This is a genomic window from Parerythrobacter lutipelagi (genome assembly GCF_005434975.1).
Lineage (GTDB): Bacteria > Pseudomonadota > Alphaproteobacteria > Sphingomonadales > Sphingomonadaceae > Parerythrobacter_A > Parerythrobacter_A lutipelagi.
In genome coordinates this window covers 573759-597359 of record NZ_SKCJ01000001.1, presented here as the reverse complement: position 1 = coordinate 597359, position 23601 = coordinate 573759, and the positions used below count along the sequence as shown (strand labels likewise).

Genomic DNA, 23601 nt, shown 5'->3' with positions numbered 1-23601 from the left:
CCCGGTCAGATCTTTACCCGCACCCCGAACCGCGCGCTCAGCGGATCGCCCGGCTGGATGTTGTTGTCACCATGGGCGCTGGAATAATAATCTTCGTCAAACAGGTTCTCGACATTGATCTGCAAGGAAATCCGGTCGTTCAGTTCGTAGAACGCTGCCGCATCTGCTCGCCAGTAGCTCGGCAAGACAACATTGTTGCTGAAGCTGGAAAACTGCTTCGACTGATGGATCACGCCGAAGCCCAGTCCGAAACGGTCCGTCACATCGACGTGGTTCCACGCACTGATCTGGTGCTTTGGCAGCTGTTGCAGCCGGGTGCCGGCGGCGGCAAAATCGCTCGTCGTGGTGATTTCACCATCGAGATAGGTGTAGCCGAAACTGGTCTGCCAGCCGGGTAACACTTCGCCGACCAAACTCAGTTCGAACCCTTCGACGCGGCTTTCCCCCACTTGCACCGTCAGGCCCGTGTTCGCCGGATCGGGCGCCGTGGTGTTGGTCCGGTCGAGCCGGAAGAGCGCGGCGGTGAGAAACAGGTCAGGCTTCACCAGCCATTTCGCGCCCACTTCGTAATTGGAGAATTTCTCCGGTTCGAACCCGGCATCGCCTGTGCTCAAGATCAGGAACTGGTCGCCTGCCTGCGGCAGGAAACTTTGCGAATAGCTGGCGTAGAAGGACAGGCTGCCGGTCGGCTTGAGCACGAGACCGAAGCGCGGGCTCCACATTTCATCGACCCGGTCCGCATCATTGGTCCCGACAAGGTCCTCGGTCTCGAGGTCGAAGCGTTCCCAGCGAATGCCGGCAATAACTTCTATGAAATCGCCGATTTCGATCTGGTCCTGCACATAGCCGGACAGAACCGACAACTCGCTCTGACGCTCTCTGCTCAGGCCGGTGATCGTGACAGTCGGGTAGGCAAGGGTCTGCTGCAGCGCGACCGGATTCTGGCTAAGCGCAATGCCAAAGCGGCCATTGCCTGTGCTCTGGTCGAGCGCTTCGAGCCCGGCCAGGATGGTGTGATCGAGCGGACCCGTCTGGACATCCCAGATGAGATTGGCCTGCCCGATCAGGTTTTCGCGCTGCGTGAAGTCACGGTAGCCGCTGAGCGAGACAGTGGTGCCATTGGTGCCGGTGGGCAGAACGTTGGAGTAAACCTTGTCGTAATTGGCATACTGCACCGACGCATTGGCACTCAGCGAGTCCGAGAAATCGTGATCGATCCGGCTGCGCGCAATATGCACTTGGGCGCTCGCTTCGTTGAAGCCCGGTACGCCGAAGAAGGTCGTGTCGAAGCCGCGCAGGGGGCCGCCGTTAAGTGAAGGAACCCCGCGGTCAGTCACGCGCTGGTCGTCGTCATAGGTGTAATGGACTGTGAGCCTGGTCGCCGGATCGAGGTCGAAGGTCAGCGTTGGCGAAACACCGATGAAGCGGCCGTCATACGTCTGCCGGTCATTGTCGAACTCCTCGTAAGTCGCGTTGATCCGGCCCGCGACATTTTCACCCAGCGGCTGGTTGACGTCAGCCGAGAGAGCGAATGCGCCGAAAGTGTCGAGCGAAGCGTCGAATCCAGCGAACTGCTCTGCCGGGTTCGCTGTCTTGCTCACCCGGTTGATCACGCCGCCGCCACCGCCACGACCGAAGATCAGCGCGTTGGCGCCTTTGAGCACTTCCACCCGCGAGACATTGTAGAGCGAGCGATAATATTGCGCGTCGTCGCGCAGCCCGTCGAGATAGAAGTCCGCTGTGGTTTCCTGCCCGCGAATGAACACTTCATCGCGGTGGCCCTCGCCCGTTTCAAGGCTGACACCCGGAACGTAACGCAGCGCATCGCCCAACTGGGTTATAGCCTGGTCGTCGAGCTGGTCTTCAGTGATGACGGTCACCGTCTGCGGCACTTCGATCAGCGGGGTCGCGGTCTTCGTCGCGCTGGAGCCGTCGTCACTCCGGTATCCGTCAAGCTGCCCGGCAGTGACGATAATCTCGCGCGGCAGATAATCGCGGTCGAAGTCGGCATCGGCACCCGCACCCGCACCAGCGGTGGAATTGGCGAAGGAAGCCGACGGAAAAGCCGCGCTCGCAACACCGGCAAGGAGCATGAGGCGGATGGGCTTGAGGGGCATACAAAACTTTCTAGCGGTCTAGTTGAGAATCGTTTTCAATAATTGAGTCCCTGCTATTGAGAATTATTCGCATTTGCAAACACGCATTTGGCTTGGCAGGAAAATATTGCGGCATTAGGCGCTTTCAATCGATTTTCACGAAGACAGGGATCCAAGGCATCACAATGAAAGCGACCATCTGGCACAACCCGAAATGCGGCACTTCGCGCAAGACGCTGGCCATCCTCGAAAACCTGTCGCAGGTCGAAGTCACGGTGGTCGAATATCTCAAGGACCCGCCGAGTGCGCAAAAGCTGGCCCAGCTTTACCGGGATGCGGGGATTACGCCGCAGAAAGGCCTTCGTGTCCGCGGCACCGATGCGGCAGAGCGCGGATTGCCCGATGCGGACGACGCGGCGGTGCTGGCCGCCATGGAAGCCGATCCGATCCTGATCGAGCGCCCCTTGGTCGAGACCGACAAGGGCGCGCGCCTGTGCCGGCCACAGGACATAGTGCTGGAAATCCTGTGACGGCTTATCGCCGCTCGCGCGTGGCATCCTCGTCCGCTTGCAGCGTGCGCCAGCCGTAGACAAACACCACTGCGCACAGGCTGACGATCAGACCGAAGCCGAGCCAGTCCGAATGGCCGTATAGCCAGACGCCGATGGCAGGGGCGGCGACGAATGCCGCGCCGGTCGCAGATGCCACCACGCCCGATGCTTCGCCCTGCTCATTGCGCCGCACTGCGAGCGATGCCCCGGCATTGAAGCCCGGACGAAACAGGCCGAAGCCAAGCGAGGCGATGGCATAGCCCAGCGCGATGGCGTGGAGGTCTCTCGCGACCCCGAATATGACGATTCCGAACGCCGCTATCGCGACACCGGACAGAGTCGCTGCGCGCGGCCCGAGCTGCAACCGGGGGATGACCCCCCATTGTGCCAGCAAAGTGGCGATCGCTCCGCACATCAGCACTATGCCGACCGGTCCGGCACCTTCTGCGGGCGTTTCACGCAGGCCAAGCCGGTCGAGCACGAGAAATCCGGCAATCCCCAGCACCATGGCATGGGCATGCCCGCCGAGTAGCCCGGCAATGACCCAGGGCCGCAAGCGCGGCTCCCACCAGCCGAGGCGCTTTGGCTGCTCGCCATCCTCGTCGTCATCGTCGTCTGTACCATGCGACGATGACGATCCGGAGCCATAGGGCGCGTCATAGGTCAGTCCTCTGGCGGCGAACTGCGGTTCGTCATTCGGAAGCCGCAGCCGCAGCACGACCAGCGCCAGCACGCCCGCACCGGCAAACACGACGAACGGTCCGACCAGCCCTTGCGGCGACGACGAGAACACGAGGATCGGTGCGAGGGCAGGACCGATGACCGTGCCCAGCCCGAAGCTCGAAGCGATCAGCGATAGCGACTGAGTCCGCTCGGCGCGCGACGTACGCGATGCAACATAGGCCTGAACCGCCGGCGGCGCAGCTGAACCGAACCCGCCGTATAGCGCGCGGAACAGGGCAAACAGCAACAGGGTCCACAGCGCTGTCAACGCTCCGCCGAGACCGAACCACAGGACGATGCCGCACAGCGAGAACGAAGTTATGAAGCCGATCAGGCCCAGCGCCATCATCGCCTTGCGCCCGCGCCGGTCGGATCGCCGCGCCCAGATCGGCGCACAGATCACCCACAGCAAAGCCGACCACGTATAGGCGAGGCTGATCCATACATCGTCAACCTGCAGCGCTGTGCCGATGGACGGCATGACCGATTGCATGGCCGTATTGCCAGCGGCAGTCACCAGCATCACTGCAAACAACAGCATCATCCGGCCGCGCGAAATGCTGCGCCCGGTAGGGGGGCTTGCTGGCAGTAGGGTGGAAGAGTCGCGGTCGGCCATGCTTTGGCTGCGCTACGCCGGGGCGGTTGCGCTTGCAATGGGCCAAGCTTTTTGCAAGGCGTTGGCAACCCGCCCGGTCGCAGCCGGGTGCCAATCAGGATTACTTGCTTGTCCGATTCCAATCAAATGGCGCTCAACCGCCCCCGTAGTCTGCGCTCGCGCGTCGGCCGCCTGTTCGGCCAATGGGGTGTGTTCTTCCGCGGCTTCGTCGAGCATCCGCGCATGGTCGGTTCGATCATCCCGTCTTCGCGCTTCACCATCGACAAGATGTTGGCTCCGGTAAAATGGGACGAATGCAAGCTGTTCGTCGAATATGGCCCCGGCGTAGGCACGTTTTGCTTTCCCGTGCTGGAAAAGATGCGCGGTGACGCTGCGCTTATCGTGATCGATACCAACCCGCTGTATGTCGACTATCTCAACAAGACGATCGCCGACAGCCGCTTCACTGCGGTCCTCGGCTCGGCCGAGAATGTCGAAGAGATCATCAAGACGCACGGCCACGATCATGCCGACTATGTGCTGTCAGGCCTGCCGTTCTCGACACTGCCCGATGGCGTGGGCCCGGCGATTGCAGCGGCAACCCATCGCGTAATCCGCCCGGGCGGGGCGTTTCTGGTCTACCAGTTCTCTGCCAAGGCGCGCGATTTCATGGCCAAGCATTTCAACCGCATCGACGAGGGTTTCGAGCTGTGGAACGTCTTGCCGTGCAAGCTGTTCTGGGGCTGGAAAGACGCGGCCTAGGCTTTTGCCGGGGACTCAGGGCGGGGGCGATTATTCGAACGTCTCGCGCGTCTCCGCAACATTGCCGCCGGTCAGCTGCAAATAGACGCTGATCACGATGCCCGCCATCAAGGCGGCTGTTGCTGCATTGACCAGACTTGCGACGATCCCGTTGCCATATTGCGCGACCACCGGACCTGTCAGAGCGAAAATCAATCCGATCACGCTGGTGATCATGAAGCTGACGATCCCGATTGCGATGACCAGCAGCAGGTAGAAGAAGAACAGCATGATGCTGTTGCCCTTGGTCGCGCGCCAGGATTGTTGCAGAGCCTCGACCGGATTCATTGTTCGTTCGACGGCGACTGCGGCGGCGACCAGTGAAGTCTTGGTGTAGATATAGATTGCAGCGACAAGCGCCGCGATGCCGACGATCACTGCCACTCCGATCAGCAAAGGCATCTCGCTCGCAGCGCCGATAGCGCCGATGAAGATCGGGATCAGCATCACCAGACCCATCACAAAGCCGACCAGCAATTGCGCCGCGAAGAAGGGCAAGAACAGCTTGGCCGCCAGGCCGAGAGCTTCGCCCAGTGTGGGCCGCGCACGGTCGCTCAGCAGGATCATCAGGACCAGCGTCCCGATCCCCTGCGCAATCCCGATAAGCACGAACACCCACCAGAAACCGCTATAGAATTCGAGCATGATCTCGCCCAGCTTGTCGATATCGGGCTGGCGATTGCCGCTTTGCAATTCGGCCATTTCAGCCGGCAGGAACAGCATCAGCGCGAGATAGGGCAGGAAGAAGAAGACGCCCGCGACGACCAGAACCACGTCGAAATTCGCGCTCAGCTTCGCAACCGCATCGCTCCAGGCCTTGCCTAAGTCCAGTTTCATCAAAAACGCCCCTGCAATCTGTTCAATTCCGCTTGATAACCACGCCGCACCGCGCCACGCAATCGTCATGTCGGAAAAACCGCGCCCCATGCCCGAAATCATGCCCGAGATCCTGCCTGAAATCCGGCGCGAAAGCGCTACTGTGCCTTACCGTGAGGCGCTGGAGGCGATGGACCGGCGCAATCTTGCGATCCAGAACGGGGAAGAAAGCGAACTCGTCTGGTTGCTCGAACATCCGCCGGTGTACACGGCCGGAACCAGCGCCGCGGTTGATGAATTGCTCGATCCCCGTTTCGAAGTGGTCGAAGCGGGGCGGGGCGGGCGCTACACCTACCACGGCCCCGGGCAGCGCGTCGGCTATGTGCTGCTCGACCTTGGCAAGCGCAACAAGGACGTGCGACGTTTCGTCCATTGCATCGAAGGCTGGGTGATCGACACGCTGGGCGATTTTGGGATCGAGGCACAGCGCGCCGAGGGGCGTGTGGGGATATGGACGAGCGATCCGGACGGGCGCGAAGCAAAGATCGGAGCCATTGGCGTGCGCGTGCGGCGCTGGGTCACGATGCATGGCTTCTCCGTCAACCTCGCGCCCGACCTGGCGCATTTCAGCGGAATTGTGCCCTGCGGGATCGACGAATTCGGCGTGACCAGCCTGGAACAACTGGGTATCGCCTGCACGGCGGACCAATGGGACGATGCCTTGCTCGCACGGCTGGACACATTCCTGGCCTGCGTCGGGCAATCATGTGGAGACTGATGATGAAACGCCAGCTTGGCATTTTACCTGTTGTGTTGCTGCTTGCCGCATGCGGTTCGGGCACCAGTGACGCCCCGGTCGCAAATGAGGGCGCAGTTGCAGGGGGCGAAGTGCTCGATGGATCGATCAGTGATGCGATGATCCCGCATGACCAGATTCGTTCACAATCGCCGCGGGCCGAACCCGAAGCGAGCGAGGGCGGCTCCAGCCCCGCAGCCCCTGCGGCGGAGAAGGATGGAGATGAATCGCAGGCAGAAGCTGATCCCGCAGCGGCCAATACCGATGCAGATGCCGATACCGACGGCGCGGAAGAATAGGGCCTGAGATCTCAGTCAAGCAAGGCGATAACCGCCTCTGGTCAGGTCAGCGCGCGGATGCCTTGTGCTTCTTCAGCCGGAGCAGAGACTTCAGCATCGTCCGGGTCGCCCAGATCTTTTAGAATGTCGGCGACGGAGCGGCTGTTGAATGAACCTATGACAGCGTCGGCTTCGGCCTTTTCCTTTGCGCTCAGCGAATAGGCGTCATGTATGGCTGAAATCTGGACCGGATGGGTCGCGGCCATGCCGGTGAACCCGTCCTGCCGCGCGAAGTCGGCAAAGCGTCGCGCCTGATCGGCATTCTTTGCGCTGGCGTTGGGCGTATCGATCGCCATCACACCGATCGAGCGAGCGAGAATAAGCGTCATCGCGCGGACATGCGACAGCGCATCGGTCCAGCGTCCATCGTCATAGCGCGTGCGCTTGGCCGCCATACCCCGTGCTACCGCTTCCGCGTTCCACGCAAAGCCATTGAGCCGCGGCTGCCGGTCATCGGTCAGTTCGTGCAGCTTGAGCGCAGCCGCCGGGGTTTCGCCGACTTGCGGGATGATCTTGGTCGAATTGTGCTTGAGGCACAGCTTCTGCTCGATCTCGTAAAGTTCTGAACCGAGCGTGCGGATCTGGTCGCTGCCGGTGGCCTTGGGCAAGATCACCCCTTCCGGCGCGCCTTCCATGATCGCAAGCAATTCTTCGCGCCAGTGCGGCGCGTCGAGCGGTTTGATCCGAACCCAGCGGGCAAAGGCTTTCTTGGCGATCAGCGGATCATTGTAGGCATTGAGCCATTCGACGATTCCAGCACGCAAGGCCGGAGCCTTGCTGTCTACTGGAATATGCGACACGTCGACGACGACTGCGTCGGCCCCCACCATGGGAGCCTTCGCCATCTTCTTCGGGTTGTCGCCCTCTATGAACAGCCACGATCTCATGGCTGCAGCCGATAGAGGAAAGTTCCTAAACTTCCCTTACGACCGATTCATTATTCCGCCGCTTCGCGTTCTTCGGCCAGCGTCGGATAGTCGATGTAGCCTTCCGGTCCCGGCAGATACCAGCTTTTGGGAACATTAACGTTTTCAGCCCATTGCGCCCCTTGCCGGATGCGTTCAGCCAGGTCTGGATTGGAAATATACGGGCGCCCGAAGCTGACTGCATCGCATTTGCCTGCTGCAATGTCGGCCGCGGCCTGTTCCGCCGTGTAGTCGCTGTTGAGTACCAGCGGCCCTTTGTAGATCGTGCGGATCAGCGGGCTCTGCTTGGGAACATCGGTCTGGCCGAAGGTACCCTCCGGTCCCGGCTCACGCAGTTCGAGGAAGCCGAGCCCCAGGTCCTGCACCACCTGGGCCGCGGCGCCGAAAATTGCCGCCGGATCGCTGTCGTTGCAGCCCTGCGTCTCGCCGTTGGGGGACAGGCGCACGCCGACGCGATCAGCACCCCACACATCGACCAGCGCCGTCAGAACCTCGCGCAGAAAACGCACACGGTTTTCCGGTGGACCACCGTAATCGTCCGTTCGCAGATTGGTGGTTTCGCGCAGGAACTGGTCAACCAGATAGCCGTTCGCGCCGTGCAATTGCACGCCGTCGAATCCGGCCTTCTTGGCGTTCTCTGCCGCATGGCGGTAATCCGCGACGACGCGCGGAATCTCGTCCAGGTCGAGCGCCCGGGCCTGTTCGTGCGGCTGGCGACCGGTTGCGGTGTGCGCGTGATCGGGCGCGGTCGTCGCGCTGGCGGAAACGCCGGGCTTGCCGCCGAGGAAACTCGGGTGGACCAGTCGGCCCATGTGCCACAGTTGCAGCACAATCTTGCCGCCGGCCTCGTGAACCGCCTCGGTCGTGAGCTTCCAGCCTTCGACCTGTTCGTCGCTCCAGATGCCCGGCGCTGCCGGCCAGCCTAGACCCTCCACGCTGATCCCGGTCGCTTCGCTGATGATCAGGCCGGCCCCTGCGCGCTGGCGATAATAGGTCGCCATCATTGCGTTGGGCACCGAACCCGGCTGTGTTGCACGGCCGCGCGTGAGCGGGGCCATCTGGATGCGGTTCTTCGTCTCGATCGCACCAAGCTTCAGCGGCTGAAAAAGCGTTTCGTTCACGCAGGGTCCTTTCTTGCCCGCAGGCAAATTTCGTTTCGTCCTCGATTGCAACCCAAGCTATGGCGCTTGCGTGAGTGATACAAGCGCAACAAAACCGAGCAGGGGGGATAGTTCGACTTGGCCCCGCTGGCTGCTGCTGGCTGCACTGCTCGGCGGCAATGTCGCGCTTGCGCTCGGCCCGTGGTTCGTGCGGCTGGCGGACACCGGGCCGGTGTCGGCAGCATTCTGGCGCTTGTTCCTCGCGCTGCCGTTTCTCGCGCTTATCGCCCGGACCAGCGGACAGGCGCTGACCGGTATTCCGCGTAAGACGCTGCTGCTGGTCGCCCTCGGTTCGCTCGCCTTCGCATTCGATCTGTCGAGCTGGCATATCGGGATCGAGCGCACCCGCCTCGGCAACGCTGTTTTGTTCGGCAATGCGGGAAGCATCGTGCTGCTGTTCTGGGGCTTTGTTGTCGCCCGGATCCTGCCGAAAGGTCTGGAATGGCTCGCCATCGCTTTCGCTCTGGGCGGCGCGGCGATTTTGATGGGGCGCAGCCTGGAGATATCCTTCGCCACGCTGGTTGGCGATCTCTTCTGCCTTGCGGCTGGCCTCGCCTATGCGGTTTACCTGCTGACCCTGCAGGATGCGCGCGCCGGCAAGGGGCAAGGGAGCATCGGGGGCTGGAGCCTGCTTGTCTGGGTGAGCATCTTTGCTGCACCGGCTACGCTGGTCGCAGCCATCGCGCTTGGCGAACCGGTGTGGCCGAGCGACTGGACCCCGATCATAGCGCTGTTCGTGACCAGCCAGTTGATCGGGCAGGGGCTGCTGGTGTTCAGCCTGCGTCATTTTCCGCCGCTGATTATCGGGCTGGCGCTGCTCACACAGCCGGCGGTCGCGGCGCTTTATGGATATGCGGTTTTTGGCGAAGTGCTCGGCGGCCTGGACCTGCTGGGGATGGCCCTGCTCGGGAGCGCTCTGGTGGTCGCACGTACCGAACAGCCGCGAACCGGACCGGGCCTGGTGGTGGCCAAGCGCGACTAGTCGGTCCAGAATGTCCGCTCGAAGCGGAGAACATGTTCTTCCATCCTCGCGAGGTCGGGCCCGACAAGATTGAGCCGCGCCTGTTCGGCCAGCGCCTTGCCTTCGTCGCGCAAGATTTCTTGCCGCCGTTGGTCGCGGATCGGCGTGGCCGCGTGCGACAAGGTGTCGAGCATCACTTCTGCGGCAATCGGCGATGTGGCAACGGCACTGCGGATAGCACCGAAGCCGCGCTTCACATAATGCGCGAAGTCATCTGGCAGCGGGATCACCGGGATCTCGTCGGAGTCGCCGTTGCCAATGTCCTTGCGCAGGTCACGTCTGCCGATTTCTGACGTTGCCGCACCAAGCCAGTGCAACGCGGTGATCGCAGTGAAGGGATCGTTGATCCCGGGGCTGAGCGCGCGCAGGCCGATTTCGACCAGCTCGTCGATCAGGAACTGCGGGTCCTGCTCGGGCGTGCGCGACGCGCCGAGAGTGAAACAATCGCGAACCCTGGCTTCTATCTCGTCCGGCTGGCACCCTTCGATTTCCATCAAGGTCAGGTCGCGATGCACGAAATCGCCCGTTCGCACCCTGAGCGAAAACGTGCAATTGCAATCGCGGGCAATTTTTTCCAGATCCTCGAAGTCGATCAACTGGACATAGCCAGTGTCCCAGGCGGTCACCGGCTTGCCGCCGACCTGCTCGCGCGCTTCGGAGAATTCGTCTTCAATCGGGTAGGTCACGCGGACGGCGCCGAGCAGCCGCTCCCCGATGTCGCGCAGTACCATGTTTATGCGGATGCTGGACGGGATGTGGTTCAGAAAGAACACCAATACCCCGACGCAGACAGCCATCATCAAATAAGCGACCAGCAGCGAAAGCTGCGGGACGAAGCCGGGCAGCATATCCCCCGTCGCCGAAGCTGCCGGGGTTTCATCCTCCGAGCGGACGCTGCGCAACACGATCAGTGCGTAGACGAAGCTGGCAATGAAGGTGCCGAGGCTGACCTGATTGCCGCGATCCTCGAGGAAGTTGGTCAACAGGCGAGGGCCGTAATTGCCGCTGGCATATGTGACCGCGACCAAAGTGATCGAGAACACGGTGGATGCGACGCCGATCATGCTGCCTGCCATCACGGTCAGCATGTCTGCGGCACCCTTGGGGCGCGCAGGGATTAGCCAAGCGCTCTCGCTGAGAAATGCCGTTGCGCCGCTGCGATCGAGCCACACGAGCGACAGCGCGAGCACCGCAGCGAATATCGAGAACAGCCCCGGATAAAACCAGTAATTCGCGTTGAGGCGGGCCCAGAAAAAACGGATTTCAGCTGTCATGCGAGGATAACTCTCCTGCGATGAGTTGGTTGCCTGAACCTACCCCAAATCCCCCTTGCCAACAGTTCCGCTCGCCATTTCCAGCATGCGGTCGAGGCTTTTCTTGGCTTGCAGGCGCAGGCCTTCCTCGATTTCGATCCGCGGCTCCAGATCGCGCAGGCAGGTGTAAAGCTTCTCCAGCGTGTTGAGCGCCATGTAAGGGCAGATGTTGCAGCTGCAGTTGCCGTCGGCACCGGGCGCGCCGATGAAGTTTTTCTCCGGCAGCGCCTTTTCCATCTGGTGGATGATGTGCGGCTCGGTCGCGACGATCAGCGTGTCGCCTTCGAAAGTCTCGGCAAATTGCAGGATGCCGCTGGTCGATCCGACATAATCGGCGTGGTCGATGATTGTTGGCGGGCATTCGGGATGCGCGGCGACGGGCGCATCGGGGTGCTGCGCCTTGAGCTTGAGCAGTTCCGTCTCGCTGAACGCCTCGTGCACGATGCACACGCCCGGCCACAGCAGCATTTCGCGGTCGAACTTGCGGCTGAGATACCCGCCAAGGTGACGGTCGGGACCAAAGATGATCTTCTGGTCCTTGGGTATCTGCTGCAGGATCGTCTCCGCGCTGGAGCTGGTCACGATGACATCGGACAGCGCCTTCACCTCGGTCGAACAATTGATGTAAGTGAGCGCGATATGATCGGGATGCTTCTCGCGGAAAGCCCTGAATTTCTCCGGCGGGCAGCTGTCTTCAAGCGAACATCCCGCGTCCATATCGGGCAGCACGACGATTTTCTCCGGGCTGAGGATTTTCGCTGTATCGGCCATGAATTTGACACCGCAAAAGGCGATCACATCGGCATCGGTCTCCGCCGCCATCTGTGACAGCTGCAGCGAGTCGCCGACATAATCCGCCAGGTCCTGGATTTGCGGGCTTTGGTAATAATGCGCGAGGATGACCGCGTTGCGCTCTTTGCGCAGCCGGTCGATCTCGGCGAGCAAGTCATTGCCGGTGGGAGGCTTGGTCTCTGCGGTCATTCTTTTGCATCCGTCCTTTTTCGGCACTCTGTGATGGGCGCATCGCTGCCCCCTCTATAACCCGAACGGACAGGAAGGCGAGTGCGTTCCGGACACCTTCATATGTGCGCTACAGTATGAAATCTTCAGGCAGGAAGGCCTCCATTGGGCGGTCTGCACCGGGAGTTCCGGCAATGACCCATTCGGTGATGGCATAGCCGAGCGGCGTGTAGGCCAGCACCATGGAGATTGCGAAGGTCGCGACATAGAGCCCAAGCCCCCACCAATAGCCCGGATGGACGCTGCCGCGGCTGCGCTTGTCGGCGATGATTCCGATGATCGGGAAAATCCATGTTGCCAATGTGGTGATGAGCCAGGCGTTGGGGATCATCAGCGGCAGCGGAAGCAGACGGCCGAGACCCGGCCCGGTCAGGATCGCCATCGCGCACAGCATCAGCCGGCGGTGCCAGCCGGTGTAGCGCCGCCGCCGCAGAGCCCACCATGCCATTCCGCCAAAGCACAGCAGCAGTGCGATGTTGCTGATCAGGAATTCGTTGACGTCAAAGAAGAACGGTCCGCCGGTGCGCCGTGCGACAACGATCATGATGGTGATGCCGGTAGCAACCATCAACGGAATCCACAGATAGGCCGCCCTCCCGAGCGCAGCATGGAGCGCGCGATTGCCGCGCGCGATGGAGACGTGCTGCGCAAGGTAAAGCGCGATCCAGCCCATGAAAACCACGCCGTGGACATGATATGCGACCGGCACGTCGAAGCTGGAGCGGCCCAATGCCAGTTGGATCGAGAACCCGGCGATAATCACGAGCGACATGACGAACGCCATGATCGTAAAAAAGCGCGTGCTCTCTATTGGCTGACTGCGCGGCGCGGCTGCGGTGGCCATGAACTGTCTCCCCCCGAAGAAAATTTCCGGGCGCATTCATGGCGTGAAATCGGTTAGTTCACTTGGACGAATTCGACACACCTGGGTCATCGTCATAAGTCACCACGACATCCACATCGCCAAAGCCCGCGACCTGTAGCGGTATGGCGAGGTTTTGCGCAATCGCGCTGCGGCCTGCATCACGCGCAAGCTTCATCAGCGTCGGGTTGGCTGCGGCCTCCATCGCCTGCTGTTCAGCCAGCCGGGTGTTCTGCCGGGTCAGATTGTCCTGCGCATCGCGGCTGATCCACACGCCTTCGCGCAAGTACTGCGCTTCGGCTTCATCGAGATTGGGTGTGCCCAGGCGGATCGGGCGCAGCTGGACGGTCAGTGTTTCCGTCGCTTCATCCCATTTCATCCGGCGGCGGTCCATCCGCGACAGGTCCAGGCTGTAATCCACCCGCGCCGGGATTACCGCGACCTGCCGGCTCTTGATTGCGCCGAACAGACGGCTGTCCTCGCTCGCAACAACAGGAGCAAGCTGCGCGCTGAACACAGTCAGCTTGTTCTGTTCCTCGAAAGCGACAAGCGAGGTCGCAACCGGGTCACCATTGTTCGCGTCCGGACCAAAGGCTTTCCACCCCAGCCACGCCACCAGCGCAAGCAGGACGATCACGATCAACCACGGCACGCCTTGTACCCGGGCGAGATTGTATTCTTTATCGACCCTCGGCTTCAGGCTTTCGGTCGCGTCTCCGGTTTTCGTCAGATCGTCTGCCATATATCCCCTGAACGGTTCACTTGCCCCCTGCGTTCCAGATCGAGCAAATGCGCGGTGACCGACATACGCGCAGCCCCGTGCAGCTTCGGATCGAGGCCCTTGTACATCAACGGAACAAAATCGGCGGCGCTTTTCGGCCCTTCGCCGAGCAATCGCACGATCTGGTTTTCGCGCTGGCGCCGGTGACCGATCATTCCGCGCACCAGCTGACGCGGTTTTTCGATTGGCGCGCCATGGGCGGAATAATAGATCCGGTCGCCCCCCTCTCCAGCGCGGGCGTAGAGCTTGTCGAGGCTCTTCATATAGTCGCCCATGTCGCCATCGGGCGGGATGACGACGCTGGTCGACCAGCCCATTACATGGTCGCCGGTAAACAGCGCGCCGCTTTCTTCCAGCGCAAAGCACAGGTGGTTCGAAGTGTGTCCCGGTGTGTGCACCGCGCGCAAGGTCCATCCCGTCCCGGTCATCGCTTCGCCGTCCGCCAGGACGCGATCGGGTTCGTAGGTCGTGTCGAACGCCTCGTCAGCGCGCGGGCCGTCAGCTTCGAGCACCAGGGGCGCGCATCCGACCACCGGTGCGCCGGTCCACTCGGCCAGTGGCTTGGCGGCAGGCGAATGATCGCGGTGCGTGTGCGTGCACATGATCGCGACCAGCCTGTCGACGCCGATCGTGTCCATGATCGCTTGCAGATGGTCTTCGTCATTCGGGCCCGGATCGATTACGGCCACGTCGCCCTCGCTGCCGACGACATAGGTCTGCGTGCCGGTGAAAGTATAGGGCGAGGGATTGGGCGCGAGGATCCGGCGCACGAGCGGTTCGGCCTGTTCGGCCTTGCCGGTTGGCCATGGTTTGGGCGGGATTTGTGCCATTGCCCGTATATGGGCGGCGCAGCAGGGCTTGTCGAGCGCGCACGCTTGGCTCTAACTCCGCGCAAAGGGAGAACACAATGTCCGAGAAGCTGCTGCTGGTGCTCGATGAAGGCACCACTTCAACCCGCGCGATGCTGTTCGATGCGCAGGGCAAGGTAAAGGGCAGCGCGCAGCAGGAATTGACCCAGCACTATCCGCAGCCTGGCCGGGTCGAGCATGACGCGACCGAGATCTGGCACCGGACGCTGGCCTGCGCGCGCGAGATGGTCGGCAAGGCAGGCGGGGCAGACCGGATAGCCGCGATCGGCATCACCAACCAGCGCGAAACCGTGGTTGCGTGGGACAAGACGACCGGGGAACCGCTCGCCCGCGCTCTGGTCTGGCAGGACCGGCGCACCGCCGATTTCTGCGGCAAATTGCGCAGCGAGGGGCATGAGCAGCATGTGCAGAAGCAGACCGGGCTGCTGCTCGACCCCTATTTCTCCGGCACCAAAATGCGCTGGTTGTGCGAAAATGAACCGGCGGTCGAAGCCGCCGCCAAAGTCGGCACGCTGGCGCTCGGCACGATTGAAAGCTGGCTGGTGTGGAAACTGACCGGCGGCGCGCATCTGAGCGATGCCAGCAACGCCAGCCGCACGCTGCTGCTGCCGCTCGATGGGGCGCAATTCGATCCCGCGCTGTGTGATCTGTTCGATGTGCCCCGCAGAGCGCTTGGCGAAGTGGTCGATACCAGTGGGCAGTTCGGCACCACTCTAAAGGAACTGTTCGGCGCGGAAATCCCGATCTGCGGCCTTGTCGGGGACCAGCAATCCGCGACCATCGGGCAGGGGTGCCTCTCGCCCGGCGAGACAAAGGCCACGTATGGCACGGGCGCTTTCATCCTCGCCAACAAGGGCAGCGAGCTGCCGCGATCACAACACCGGCTGCTCGGCACGGTGTTGATGCAACAAAGCGGCGAGCGGACCTACGCGCTCGAAGGGTCGGTCTTTGTTGCGGGCAGCGTGGTGCAATGGCTGAGAGATTCGCTCGGGCTGCTCGGCACTGCAGCGGAAACGGAAACGCTCGCGCGGTCGATACCGGACAGCGGCGGAGTGGTGATTGTGCCCGGGCTATCCGGCCTTGGTGCACCGCACTGGCTGCCGGATGCGCGAGGGGTGATTGCAGGTCTCAGCTTCAGCACGGGAAGGGCCGAAATTGCCCGGGCCGCGTTGGAAGCTATGGCGCACCAGACCTATGATCTCGCTGCTGCCTTTGCCGCTGACGGTGCCGAATGGACTTCGCTCCGGATCGATGGCGGGATGAGCGCGAACGACTGGATGGCGCAGGACATCGCCAATCTGCTCGACCTGCCGGTTGAACGGCCCGAATTCGTCGAGACGACTGCACTGGGCGCGGCGATGCTGGCGGCGGTCGGCTGCGGCCTGCACAGCAATCTGGACCACGCAAGCGCGGCGATGCGCGGCGGGATCGAACATTTCAGGCCCAATATGGATAATGCCGAACGCGCCTTGCGGCTGGAAAACTGGCGGCGCGCTCTTGCGGCGGTTTAGTACGCAGCAAAAGACCGGTTGAGCCGTTCGCGCAGGCGGTGAACGGCCGTGGGCTGCATTTCGAATCCGTCGCGCCAAGCCGCATCGAGCCGTGCGACACGGGCGTGCAGCGCTTCGGTTTCGTGGATCAGTTCACGCGTGGGATATTCCAGCAAGGCCAGATTGGGGCGTTCGGCCGCGCGATCGGGCGGCAGCTTGCTGTGTCTGCGAAGCTGCAACGCGCTCAACTCGCCGGCAAAGAAAGCGCGGTGGTTGAGCAGCCACGCCAGCACATGCATCACGCGGGTGGTGGTGCGCAGCCCTTCGACCGACAGGGCAAGCCTGACACGGTCGGCCTGTTCGCCTGTTTCGCGCACCGGGTTGAGGTCGAACACCTGCCGTGCCTCGTCGGCTAGCACCAGCGCTTCGGTGTAAAGCGCCTCGATGATGGGCTGGCTGATGTTGACAGGGCTGGACATGTTGCAGCCTCGCTACGCCACCCGATTCAGCCACGCCAGCGGGCTGTGGATAGTTTAATGACTCATTATGGGACTGTCCCATTGCGGGGCGGTTTTCGGGATTTTTGTTTTGACCCTCAGACGCCGCCGCGGGCCGCCCGCAGCGAAGCGACCTTCAGGTCGCGAAAGCGAGGAAAGCCAAGTGAGCGGACGCGAACGCCGGCGATTGAGGCCATCTAAAACAAATCACGCGATGATATCGGGCAGCAACTGATCCTGGATGATCGCAATCTGGTCTTTCAGGATGAGCTTGCGCTTTTTCAGCCGGGCTACCTGAAGCTGGTCGGTCGAGCCGGAGGCACGCAGCGCTTCGATGGCTGCATCCAGATCGCGGTGTTCGGTGCTCACCAGAGCGAGCCTTTTCTGCAACTCCTGTTCGGTCACGGGCATCTCCGGTCGGATCGATTCGTCGCGGTATTCCCGCCAGCCACCGATTAGGATTTCATCAGGACTTCGCAAGCTATCATTATTGTGGTTAGTTAGCACCAAGCGGCTCGCCCGCGATGGACGAGTCGCTCCCCGGGGTCGCCCCAGAGAAGGAGAGCCAGATGGTATCGTCTCATGTCAGCGCATTGAAATCCAAGCACGCCAATATCGAAGCCAAGCTTCGTGAGGAATTGAACCGGCCCGCACCTGACGACGTAACCATTCAACTGCTCAAGAAGCGAAAGCTCCTGATCAAGGAAGAGCTTGCCTCGGCGTAGAAATTCGAGCGGCGGCGGCGCTCCAATCCATTTTTAATTTACACTGCTGTGTTGTAGGCTGTGCATATGACAGCTGCTGCCGCCGCACGTTCTATCCTGACTCAGCTCCACGAGGTGATGGCTTCGCGCATGCATGCGCAAGGCAAGCTCGATCGTGTGGTGGAGATAATCGGCGAAACGCTCGATAGCGAAGTGTGTTCGATCTACCTGCTGCGCGACGGCATGCTGGAACTGTTTGCGACGCGCGGGCTCAACAAGAGCGCGGTCCACGTGACCCGGCTGGCAATGGGCGAAGGGCTGACCGGGACTATCGCGGATCAGGTTGAAACGCTCAACCTGGCCGAAGCGAAAGCCCATCCCGATTTCCAGTACCGCCCGGAAACGGGCGAGGACAAGTTCCACAGCTTCGCCGGTGTGCCGATTGTCTATCGCGAACGCTCCGTCGGGGTGCTTTGCGTGCAGCATGTCGAGCCGCGCCGCTATGAAGATGTGGAGGTCGAAGCGCTTCAGACGACGGCGATGGTCCTGTCGGAATTGCTGTCCAACAACGATCTGGTCGATGAAGTACAAAGCGGCGGACGGGGCAAACAGCAGACCGGTCCGGTCACGATTACGGGCCTTTCCCTGGTCAAAGGTCTCGCCAGCGGTCTGGCGACGTTTCACCAGCCACGCATCACCATCGATCATGTTATGGCCGACGACATCGAAGCCGAGCGCCAGCGTGTGTACCGCGCGTTCGACAAGATGCGCGATCAGATCGACGGCATGACCCAGCAGGCCGAATTCGGCAAAGGCGGGGAACATGACGAGGTCCTGCAGACCTACAAGATGTTCGCTTACGATGAAGGCTGGTCACGCCGGATCAACGAAGCCATCGACAGCGGTCTGACCGCTGAAGCTGCGATCGAGCGGGTGCAGCAGCGGACCCGTATGCGCATGCGGGAAATTGACGATCCGCTGTTGGCGGACCGGATGCACGACCTGGAGGATCTCTCCAACCGGCTGTTGCGGATCGTGTCCGGACAGCTCGGCACTGCGGCGACGCAAGGGCTGCGGCGCGATACAATCCTGATTGCCAAGAACCTCGGCCCCGCCGAATTGCTCGAATACGATCGTCGGCGGCTGAAAGGAGTCATCCTCGAAGAAGGATCGCTGACCGCACATGTCGTGATCGTGGCGCGGGCCATGGGGATACCCGTGCTCGGCCGCGCGCGCGGTATTCGCAGCGTGGTGATCGAAGGCGATGAAATTCTGCTGGATGGGGATGCTGGCTGTGCCACCGTCCGCCCGGGCCAGACCGTGGCCGCAGCCTTCGACACGCGCTTCGCCAAAACCAAGGAAAGGCAGGCAGCCTATGCCGAGATGCGCGATATCGAACCGTTCACCCGGTGCGGCACCCGCATTCAAGTCATGATGAACGCCGGTCTGCGTGACGATATTTCCAATCTGAACCTTGTCGGTGCTGACGGGATCGGCCTGTTTCGTACGGAATTCCAGTTCCTGGTGTCGGCAACCATGCCGCAGCGGGAAAAACAGTTGCGCCTGTACCGCGACGTGCTGGATGCAGCGGGCGACAAGCCGGTGATCTTCCGCACCGTCGATATCGGCGGCGACAAGGCGGTGCCCTATCTCAAGCCGGGCGAAGCCGAGCTGGACGAAAACCCGGCGATGGGGTGGCGCGCGCTGCGCATGGCGCTGGAGCGTCAGGGGCTGCTCAAGGCCCAGGCCCGCGCGCTGCTCGAGGCGGCATCGGGCCGCTCTCTATATGTCATGTTTCCGATGGTCAGCGAGCCATGGGAGTTTGACGCAGCCAAGGCCGTCTTCGAAGACCAGCTGGCTTTCCTGCGCAAGCGCAAGCACGTTCTGCCCGACCGGGTCGAATACGGCGCGATGCTGGAGGTGCCGTCGCTGGCCGAAGTGCTCGACCTGCTGATTCCGCGTGTCTCGTTCATTTCTGTCGGGACGAACGATCTGACGCAGTTCCTGTTCGCTGCCGACCGGGCCAACCCCAAACTGGCAGAGCGATACGATTGGCTGAGCCCTTCCATCCTGCGCTTTTTGCGACGGATAGCACAGGCCACCGTAGGTCAAGAGGTCGATCTGGGTGTGTGCGGAGAAATGGGCGGACGGCAGCTCGAAGCTCTGGCGCTGCTCGGGCTCGGTTTCCGGCGGTTGTCGATCACACCGGTCTCGGTCGGCCCGATCAAGGAATTGGTCCGGCAGGTCGATCTCAGTGAGATTACGGAGGCCATGACGGCCTGGCTTTCCAGCCCGCCTGACAACATGCGCGAAACGCTGAAGGCGTGGGCGGACGAACGCGGAATTGCGACTGACTGATCCGGCACCAGACTTCATCCTGCTGGAAAACCATTTCGTCGGTATTTGCAGGGGTTCGCCGTACTCGGCGCTTGACAGTGAGTGGGCAGACCTATTGTCTTGCACAAAATAGAAAATGGGCGCCATCAGGACCGGAATGTCGGACACAGCTGAGCAGTTGGAAGAAGAATTGCCACTCGAAAGAGCGGGTGATCGCTTGCGCCATGCGCGAGAATCGCAAGAGAAATCGCTCGATGCGATTGCGGAGGAAACGCGCATTCCGCTGAGGCATCTCCAAACCATCGAAGCTGGCGATTGGGCTGAATTGCCATCGCGCACCTATGCGGTCGGCTTTTCACGCACCTATGCACGGGCGCTGGGTCTGGATGACGATGCAATCCTCGAGATGGTTCGCGCTGAACTGGCTGAGGGTGGTGGCCGGCAAAGCGATTCGACCTCAAGCTTCGAACCGGGCGATCCGGCACGCATTCCCGGTCGAGGACTGGCGTGGTTCAGTGCCGCTGCGGCGTTGATTCTGATTATCGGCTTGATCGCATTTTTCGGCGACCGTGTATTTCCCGGTGCGGGACCAGGCTCGATCCTGCCAGACGAACAAACGGCGGAACAGGCCGCGAGCAGTGATGCCGCAGCCACGCCGGCCGAAGTCGCGTCTTCAACTGGTGGGCAAGCAGGCGGGCCAGCTAACCGGGCCGTCATCTTCACAGCGCTCGATGACAACGTCTGGGTCCGCTTTACCGATGCGGACGGCAGCCGCCTGCTGGAAAAGCAGCTCACCAAGGGCGAAACTTTCACGATCCCGGCCGATGCGGTGGATCCGCGGATCAACACTGGCCGGCCAGATTTGCTGGCCATAACCATCGGCGGGCAAAACGTTGCCAAACTTGCCGAGGAGCCGGTGACGATTGGCGATGCGCAAGTCAGTGCGCAAGCGCTGCGCGACCGAAGTGAGAGCCCGGCTAACGCAGCCGAATAGCCATCAAGCAATCCGCGTTCCACTGTTTTGCAGGTTGAACGGCTCGACAAGCGGGCATGGTTAAGGCAGAAATTTGCCGGACATTCAGCGACCGTTCGGGTGGCCGCCTTCAGCGTCATTACCGAATGGTCGGGACCGGCAAACCCGTTCGCCGGACGGTACAGGAGTTGGACAAGAAATGATCAGCCGAGCAAGCCGCGTATTCGCCGCAGGACTCGCTTTCGCAGCCGTTGCGGGCGCAAGTGCGCCGGTCATAGCGCAAGACAGCGGGGCAGAGGCCCGTTTGCGCAAGGTCGAGGCCGAGGTTCGCGCCCTGCAGCGCCAGGTCTTCCCGGGCGGAGATGGCCGGTATTTCGAGCCAGAGATCACCGCCCCTGCCGGCACCCCGCGCGCGGCATCCTCTTCGACGACCGCAGTTACCGATATCCTCATCCGCCTGGACGCGCTGGAAGCGCAGATCGCAAGTCTGACCGCACAGACCGAGGAGAACACCAACGCGATCTCGGGGCTGACCGCGCGGCTTGATGCGATGGGCACTGCAACGTCTGCGGCCCAGCCGGTTTCGCCGTCAGCAAGTCCTGCAAGCTCGACAAACGAGGCTGCCGTATCTGCTGCGGCGGCGCAGGTAACGCCTGAAGTTGCGGCCCCGACGCCGGCTCGTCTGGCCGCGGTTTCGGCCATCGCCAAGCCGCAGACCGAGGATGCGGGCGATGACGAATACAGCTATGGCTTCCGCCTGTGGGATGCAGGCTTTTATCCTGAAGCTCAGCAGCAGCTGACGATGTTCGTGGAGCAGTATCCCGACCATTCTCGCGCCACTTATGGCCGCAACCTGCTCGGCCGTGCCTATCTCGACGATGGCAAGCCGAATGATGCGGCGACCTGGTTCCTGAAGAACTATCAAGCGGATAAGAACGCCAACCGCGCGCCTGACAGCCTGCTGTATCTGGCGGAAAGCATGATCGCGCTGAAGGATGAGCGCCGCGCCTGTATCGCATTGGCCGAATTCGGCGAGACGTATCCGGCCATCGCCTCTGGCCGCCTGTCGGACCAGTTCCAGGCCAATTTGCGCAAGGTGGACTGCGATTGATACGGCGCTTGATCCTGCACAGGTAGAACGCTTCCGGGCTGATCTCGAACGAGTCTACAGCGAAGCCTCATCGGACTATTTTTCCTTCGGCGTCGCCGTCTCGGGCGGGGCTGACAGTCTTGGCCTTCTGTTGCTGGCGCATGCCGCATGCCCGGGTCTGGTCGAGGCGGCGACGGTGGACCATGGATTGCGCCCGGAAAGCTCGGAAGAAGCGCAGTTCGTTGCCGGCGTATGCCGCAAGATCGGCGTGCCGCATCGAATCCTGCCGGTTAAGGTACCGCGGGGCAATGTTCAGGCGCAGGCCCGCATTGCGAGATATGAGGCGCTCGCAAACTGGAAGGATGCGCGCGGGCTCGACATGATCGCGACTGCGCATCACGCTGACGATCAGGCAGAAACCCTGCTGATGCGGCTCAATCGAGGCAGCGGCCTACCGGGCCTCGTGTCCGTCCGTCCGGTCAACCGGATCCCGGGTGCGTCGGGGCGGCTGGTCCGGCCTCTCTTGAATTGGCGCAAGGCCGAGCTGGAAGAGGTCGTTCGTGCGGCCGGTTTCGAGCCTGTGACCGACCCGAGCAACACGGATAGATCGTTCGATCGGGTCAGGATACGGCAGGCGCTGGCGCAAGCCGACTGGATCGATCCGGTGGCCCTCGCACGCAGCGCGGAATTGCTGGGCGAGGCCGATGCCGCTTTGTCCCGGCTGGTGTCGGATACTTATTTCGAACGGGTCGAACAGGACGGCGCCGGTTACCGCTTCGCGGTCGACCAGACCCGTTATGTCAGGATCGAAGTGGTACGGCAGATTTTTGCCGAAATGGCCGCCAGCCCTTCGCGATCGGAAATTGCCCGGCTGGTCGATCGGCTGGAGAGGCTGGAAAACGCCTCGCTAGCCGGTGTCCTTGCGACCTGGTCCGGCGAAGGCAGTTTCGCCGAGAATTCAGTGCCGAAAGTCTGGTGGCACTTCCAGCCCGAGCCTCCGCGCAAACTCAACTAGGCTGTATCAGATCAAATAATCTGACCGCCCATTTCGAGCTTCTCGCCGCGTGTGATGATGACCTTGTCGCCCTTCTTGGCGATGGCAAAAATGCGGCTGGCGAGTTCATCCGGGATCGCGATGCAGCCGTGGCTGGCATAGCCGTTTTCAATTGTGCTGCCGCCGTGGATCGCGACTCCGTCGCTCGTCAGGAACATCGACCAAGGCATTGGCGCATTGTCGTATTTCTCCGAAACATTGTGCCGCTGCTTGAACAGGATCGGGAAAGTGCCGGTCGGGGTCGGGTGCTTGTCTGTGCCGAGCAGCGCGGCTGCGGCGCCAATTTCATAGCCGCCCTTGAAAACCGAGATCACGCGGGCGTCGAGGTCGACGGTCATGACGATCGGCCCATCGGGCACGTTCTTGTCATCCCAATACCACTGGCCATATTTGATCGGCCCGTCGATATCGAGGATCCGCTTGACCACGAAGGGTGCTTGCTTGGCATCAGCTTCGGGTTTCTCGGGCACGTCCTGCACCACTTCACCCTCAACAAACTCGATATCGTCGCCACCACCGGTCGCAACCGCATCCGCATCGATCGGAATCGCATCCTCGATCGTCATGTCGTCCGACTCAGCTGCCTGAGTGGTCGAGGGATCGTCCATCATGGCTCCGGCAAGCGAAGCACCGCTGAAGACCAGCACGAGGGCGGCTGTGGCGCCGCCAATCCATGTAAGTATCGGGTTCATGCTCGCGAATATGCGGCAATCGGGCGATTTGCGCTAGTCGCCAGAAGTGCTCCGTCCCGATGCGAAACAGCGGAGGGCCAAAGGTTAACGCAGCCG

General features: G+C 61.8%; 24 protein-coding genes. 11 read left to right on the top strand and 13 right to left on the bottom strand.

Annotated elements, in window-relative coordinates:
• Nucleotides 1–5: 5 nt before the first annotated feature.
• Nucleotides 6–2117, bottom strand: coding sequence for a TonB-dependent receptor (locus E0502_RS02950; RefSeq protein WP_240048833.1), 2112 nt, complete (start codon nt 2115–2117; stop codon nt 6–8).
• Nucleotides 2118–2281: 164 nt separating this feature from the next.
• On the opposite strand from E0502_RS02950, the gene arsC reads away from it, so the two are divergent.
• Nucleotides 2282–2626, top strand: a complete 345-nt coding sequence (gene arsC, locus E0502_RS02945; protein ID WP_137676472.1) for an arsenate reductase (glutaredoxin) — start codon at nt 2282–2284, stop codon at nt 2624–2626.
• Between the two features lie 4 nt (nt 2627–2630).
• On the opposite strand, the gene E0502_RS02940 is transcribed toward arsC, so the two are convergent.
• Entirely contained in the window at nt 2631–3986 is a 1356-nt protein-coding gene (locus E0502_RS02940; RefSeq protein WP_137676471.1) for an MFS transporter, read from the bottom strand.
• 126 nt (nt 3987–4112) lie between these two features.
• Here E0502_RS02940 and E0502_RS02935 point away from each other — a divergent pair, with 126 nt between their 5' ends.
• Complete coding sequence (locus E0502_RS02935) at nt 4113–4727, top strand: class I SAM-dependent methyltransferase (RefSeq protein ID WP_137677497.1); 615 nt, start codon at nt 4113–4115, stop codon at nt 4725–4727.
• 30 nt (nt 4728–4757) lie between these two features.
• Here the strand turns inward: E0502_RS02935 and E0502_RS02930 are convergent, their stop codons facing one another.
• Nucleotides 4758–5603, bottom strand: coding sequence for a hypothetical protein (locus E0502_RS02930; RefSeq protein WP_137676470.1), 846 nt, complete (start codon nt 5601–5603; stop codon nt 4758–4760).
• A gap of 88 nt (nt 5604–5691) precedes the next feature.
• On the opposite strand from E0502_RS02930, the gene lipB reads away from it, so the two are divergent.
• Complete coding sequence (gene lipB, locus E0502_RS02925; RefSeq protein ID WP_137677496.1) at nt 5692–6360, top strand: lipoyl(octanoyl) transferase LipB; 669 nt, start codon at nt 5692–5694, stop codon at nt 6358–6360.
• A gap of 2 nt (nt 6361–6362) precedes the next feature.
• Nucleotides 6363–6677 carry a hypothetical protein gene (locus tag E0502_RS02920; RefSeq protein WP_137676469.1) on the top strand — a complete coding sequence of 105 codons (315 nt, stop codon included), beginning with the start codon at nt 6363–6365 and terminating at the stop codon, nt 6675–6677.
• A gap of 41 nt (nt 6678–6718) precedes the next feature.
• Here E0502_RS02920 and E0502_RS02915 read toward each other — a convergent pair whose 3' ends face one another.
• Nucleotides 6719–7603: an HpcH/HpaI aldolase/citrate lyase family protein gene (locus E0502_RS02915; RefSeq protein ID WP_137676468.1), complete on the bottom strand. Its 885-nt coding sequence runs from the start codon at nt 7601–7603 to the stop codon at nt 6719–6721.
• A gap of 50 nt (nt 7604–7653) precedes the next feature.
• Nucleotides 7654–8763 (bottom strand): alkene reductase, encoded by a 1110-nt coding sequence (locus tag E0502_RS02910; RefSeq protein WP_137676467.1) that lies wholly within the window; start codon nt 8761–8763, stop codon nt 7654–7656.
• A 70-nt stretch (nt 8764–8833) separates the two neighbouring features.
• On the opposite strand from E0502_RS02910, the gene E0502_RS02905 reads away from it, so the two are divergent.
• Nucleotides 8834–9784 carry a DMT family transporter gene (locus E0502_RS02905; RefSeq protein WP_137676466.1) on the top strand — a complete coding sequence of 317 codons (951 nt, stop codon included), beginning with the start codon at nt 8834–8836 and terminating at the stop codon, nt 9782–9784.
• On the opposite strand, the gene E0502_RS02900 is transcribed toward E0502_RS02905, so the two are convergent.
• The 5 genes from E0502_RS02900 to E0502_RS02880 all read right to left on the bottom strand — a co-directional run bounded on the left by E0502_RS02900 (nt 9781) and on the right by E0502_RS02880 (nt 14629).
• A complete protein-coding gene (locus tag E0502_RS02900) occupies nt 9781–11097 on the bottom strand; it encodes a DUF2254 domain-containing protein (protein ID WP_137676465.1) in 1317 nt (438 codons plus the stop codon). The genes E0502_RS02905 and E0502_RS02900 overlap by 4 nt on opposite strands.
• Before the next feature lie 39 nt (nt 11098–11136).
• Nucleotides 11137–12117: a quinolinate synthase NadA gene (gene nadA, locus E0502_RS02895; protein WP_137676464.1), complete on the bottom strand. Its 981-nt coding sequence runs from the start codon at nt 12115–12117 to the stop codon at nt 11137–11139.
• Nucleotides 12118–12226: 109 nt separating this feature from the next.
• Complete coding sequence (locus E0502_RS02890; protein ID WP_137676463.1) at nt 12227–13000, bottom strand: hypothetical protein; 774 nt, start codon at nt 12998–13000, stop codon at nt 12227–12229.
• 58 nt (nt 13001–13058) lie between these two features.
• Nucleotides 13059–13760, bottom strand: coding sequence for a DUF4230 domain-containing protein (locus tag E0502_RS02885; RefSeq protein WP_137676462.1), 702 nt, complete (start codon nt 13758–13760; stop codon nt 13059–13061).
• On the bottom strand, nt 13745–14629 hold the full coding sequence (locus E0502_RS02880; RefSeq protein WP_137676461.1) for an MBL fold metallo-hydrolase: 885 nt from the start codon (nt 14627–14629) through the stop codon (nt 13745–13747). Before E0502_RS02880 ends, E0502_RS02885 begins: the two co-directional genes overlap by 16 nt.
• Before the next feature lie 77 nt (nt 14630–14706).
• Here E0502_RS02880 and glpK point away from each other — a divergent pair, with 77 nt between their 5' ends.
• The gene (gene glpK, locus E0502_RS02875) at nt 14707–16179 is read left to right on the top strand and encodes a glycerol kinase GlpK (RefSeq protein WP_137676460.1); all 1473 of its coding nucleotides are present in this window, start codon (nt 14707–14709) and stop codon (nt 16177–16179) included.
• Here glpK and E0502_RS02870 read toward each other — a convergent pair.
• Nucleotides 16176–16637 (bottom strand): DUF1465 family protein, encoded by a 462-nt coding sequence (locus E0502_RS02870; protein WP_137676459.1) that lies wholly within the window; start codon nt 16635–16637, stop codon nt 16176–16178. The two genes, glpK and E0502_RS02870, sit on opposite strands and share 4 nt — an antisense overlap.
• 225 nt (nt 16638–16862) lie before the next feature.
• A complete protein-coding gene (locus tag E0502_RS02865) occupies nt 16863–17060 on the bottom strand; it encodes a YdcH family protein (RefSeq protein ID WP_137676458.1) in 198 nt (65 codons plus the stop codon).
• 119 nt (nt 17061–17179) lie between these two features.
• On the opposite strand from E0502_RS02865, the gene E0502_RS02860 reads away from it, so the two are divergent.
• From E0502_RS02860 to tilS, 5 genes are all read left to right on the top strand, one after another.
• Nucleotides 17180–17380 carry a DUF465 domain-containing protein gene (locus E0502_RS02860; RefSeq protein WP_338047307.1) on the top strand — a complete coding sequence of 67 codons (201 nt, stop codon included), beginning with the start codon at nt 17180–17182 and terminating at the stop codon, nt 17378–17380.
• A 66-nt stretch (nt 17381–17446) separates the two neighbouring features.
• Nucleotides 17447–19717, top strand: coding sequence for a phosphoenolpyruvate--protein phosphotransferase (gene ptsP, locus E0502_RS02855; protein ID WP_137676457.1), 2271 nt, complete (start codon nt 17447–17449; stop codon nt 19715–19717).
• Between the two features lie 136 nt (nt 19718–19853).
• Nucleotides 19854–20690, top strand: coding sequence for a helix-turn-helix domain-containing protein (locus E0502_RS02850; RefSeq protein ID WP_137676456.1), 837 nt, complete (start codon nt 19854–19856; stop codon nt 20688–20690).
• A gap of 178 nt (nt 20691–20868) precedes the next feature.
• A complete protein-coding gene (locus E0502_RS02845; RefSeq protein ID WP_137676455.1) occupies nt 20869–21780 on the top strand; it encodes a tetratricopeptide repeat protein in 912 nt (303 codons plus the stop codon).
• Nucleotides 21755–22774: a tRNA lysidine(34) synthetase TilS gene (gene tilS / locus E0502_RS02840; protein ID WP_338047316.1), complete on the top strand. Its 1020-nt coding sequence runs from the start codon at nt 21755–21757 to the stop codon at nt 22772–22774. Before E0502_RS02845 ends, tilS begins: the two co-directional genes overlap by 26 nt.
• Before the next feature lie 11 nt (nt 22775–22785).
• Here the strand turns inward: tilS and E0502_RS02835 are convergent, their stop codons facing one another.
• Nucleotides 22786–23505, bottom strand: coding sequence for a L,D-transpeptidase family protein (locus E0502_RS02835; protein ID WP_137676453.1), 720 nt, complete (start codon nt 23503–23505; stop codon nt 22786–22788).
• Between the last annotated feature and the right edge of the window lie 96 nt (nt 23506–23601).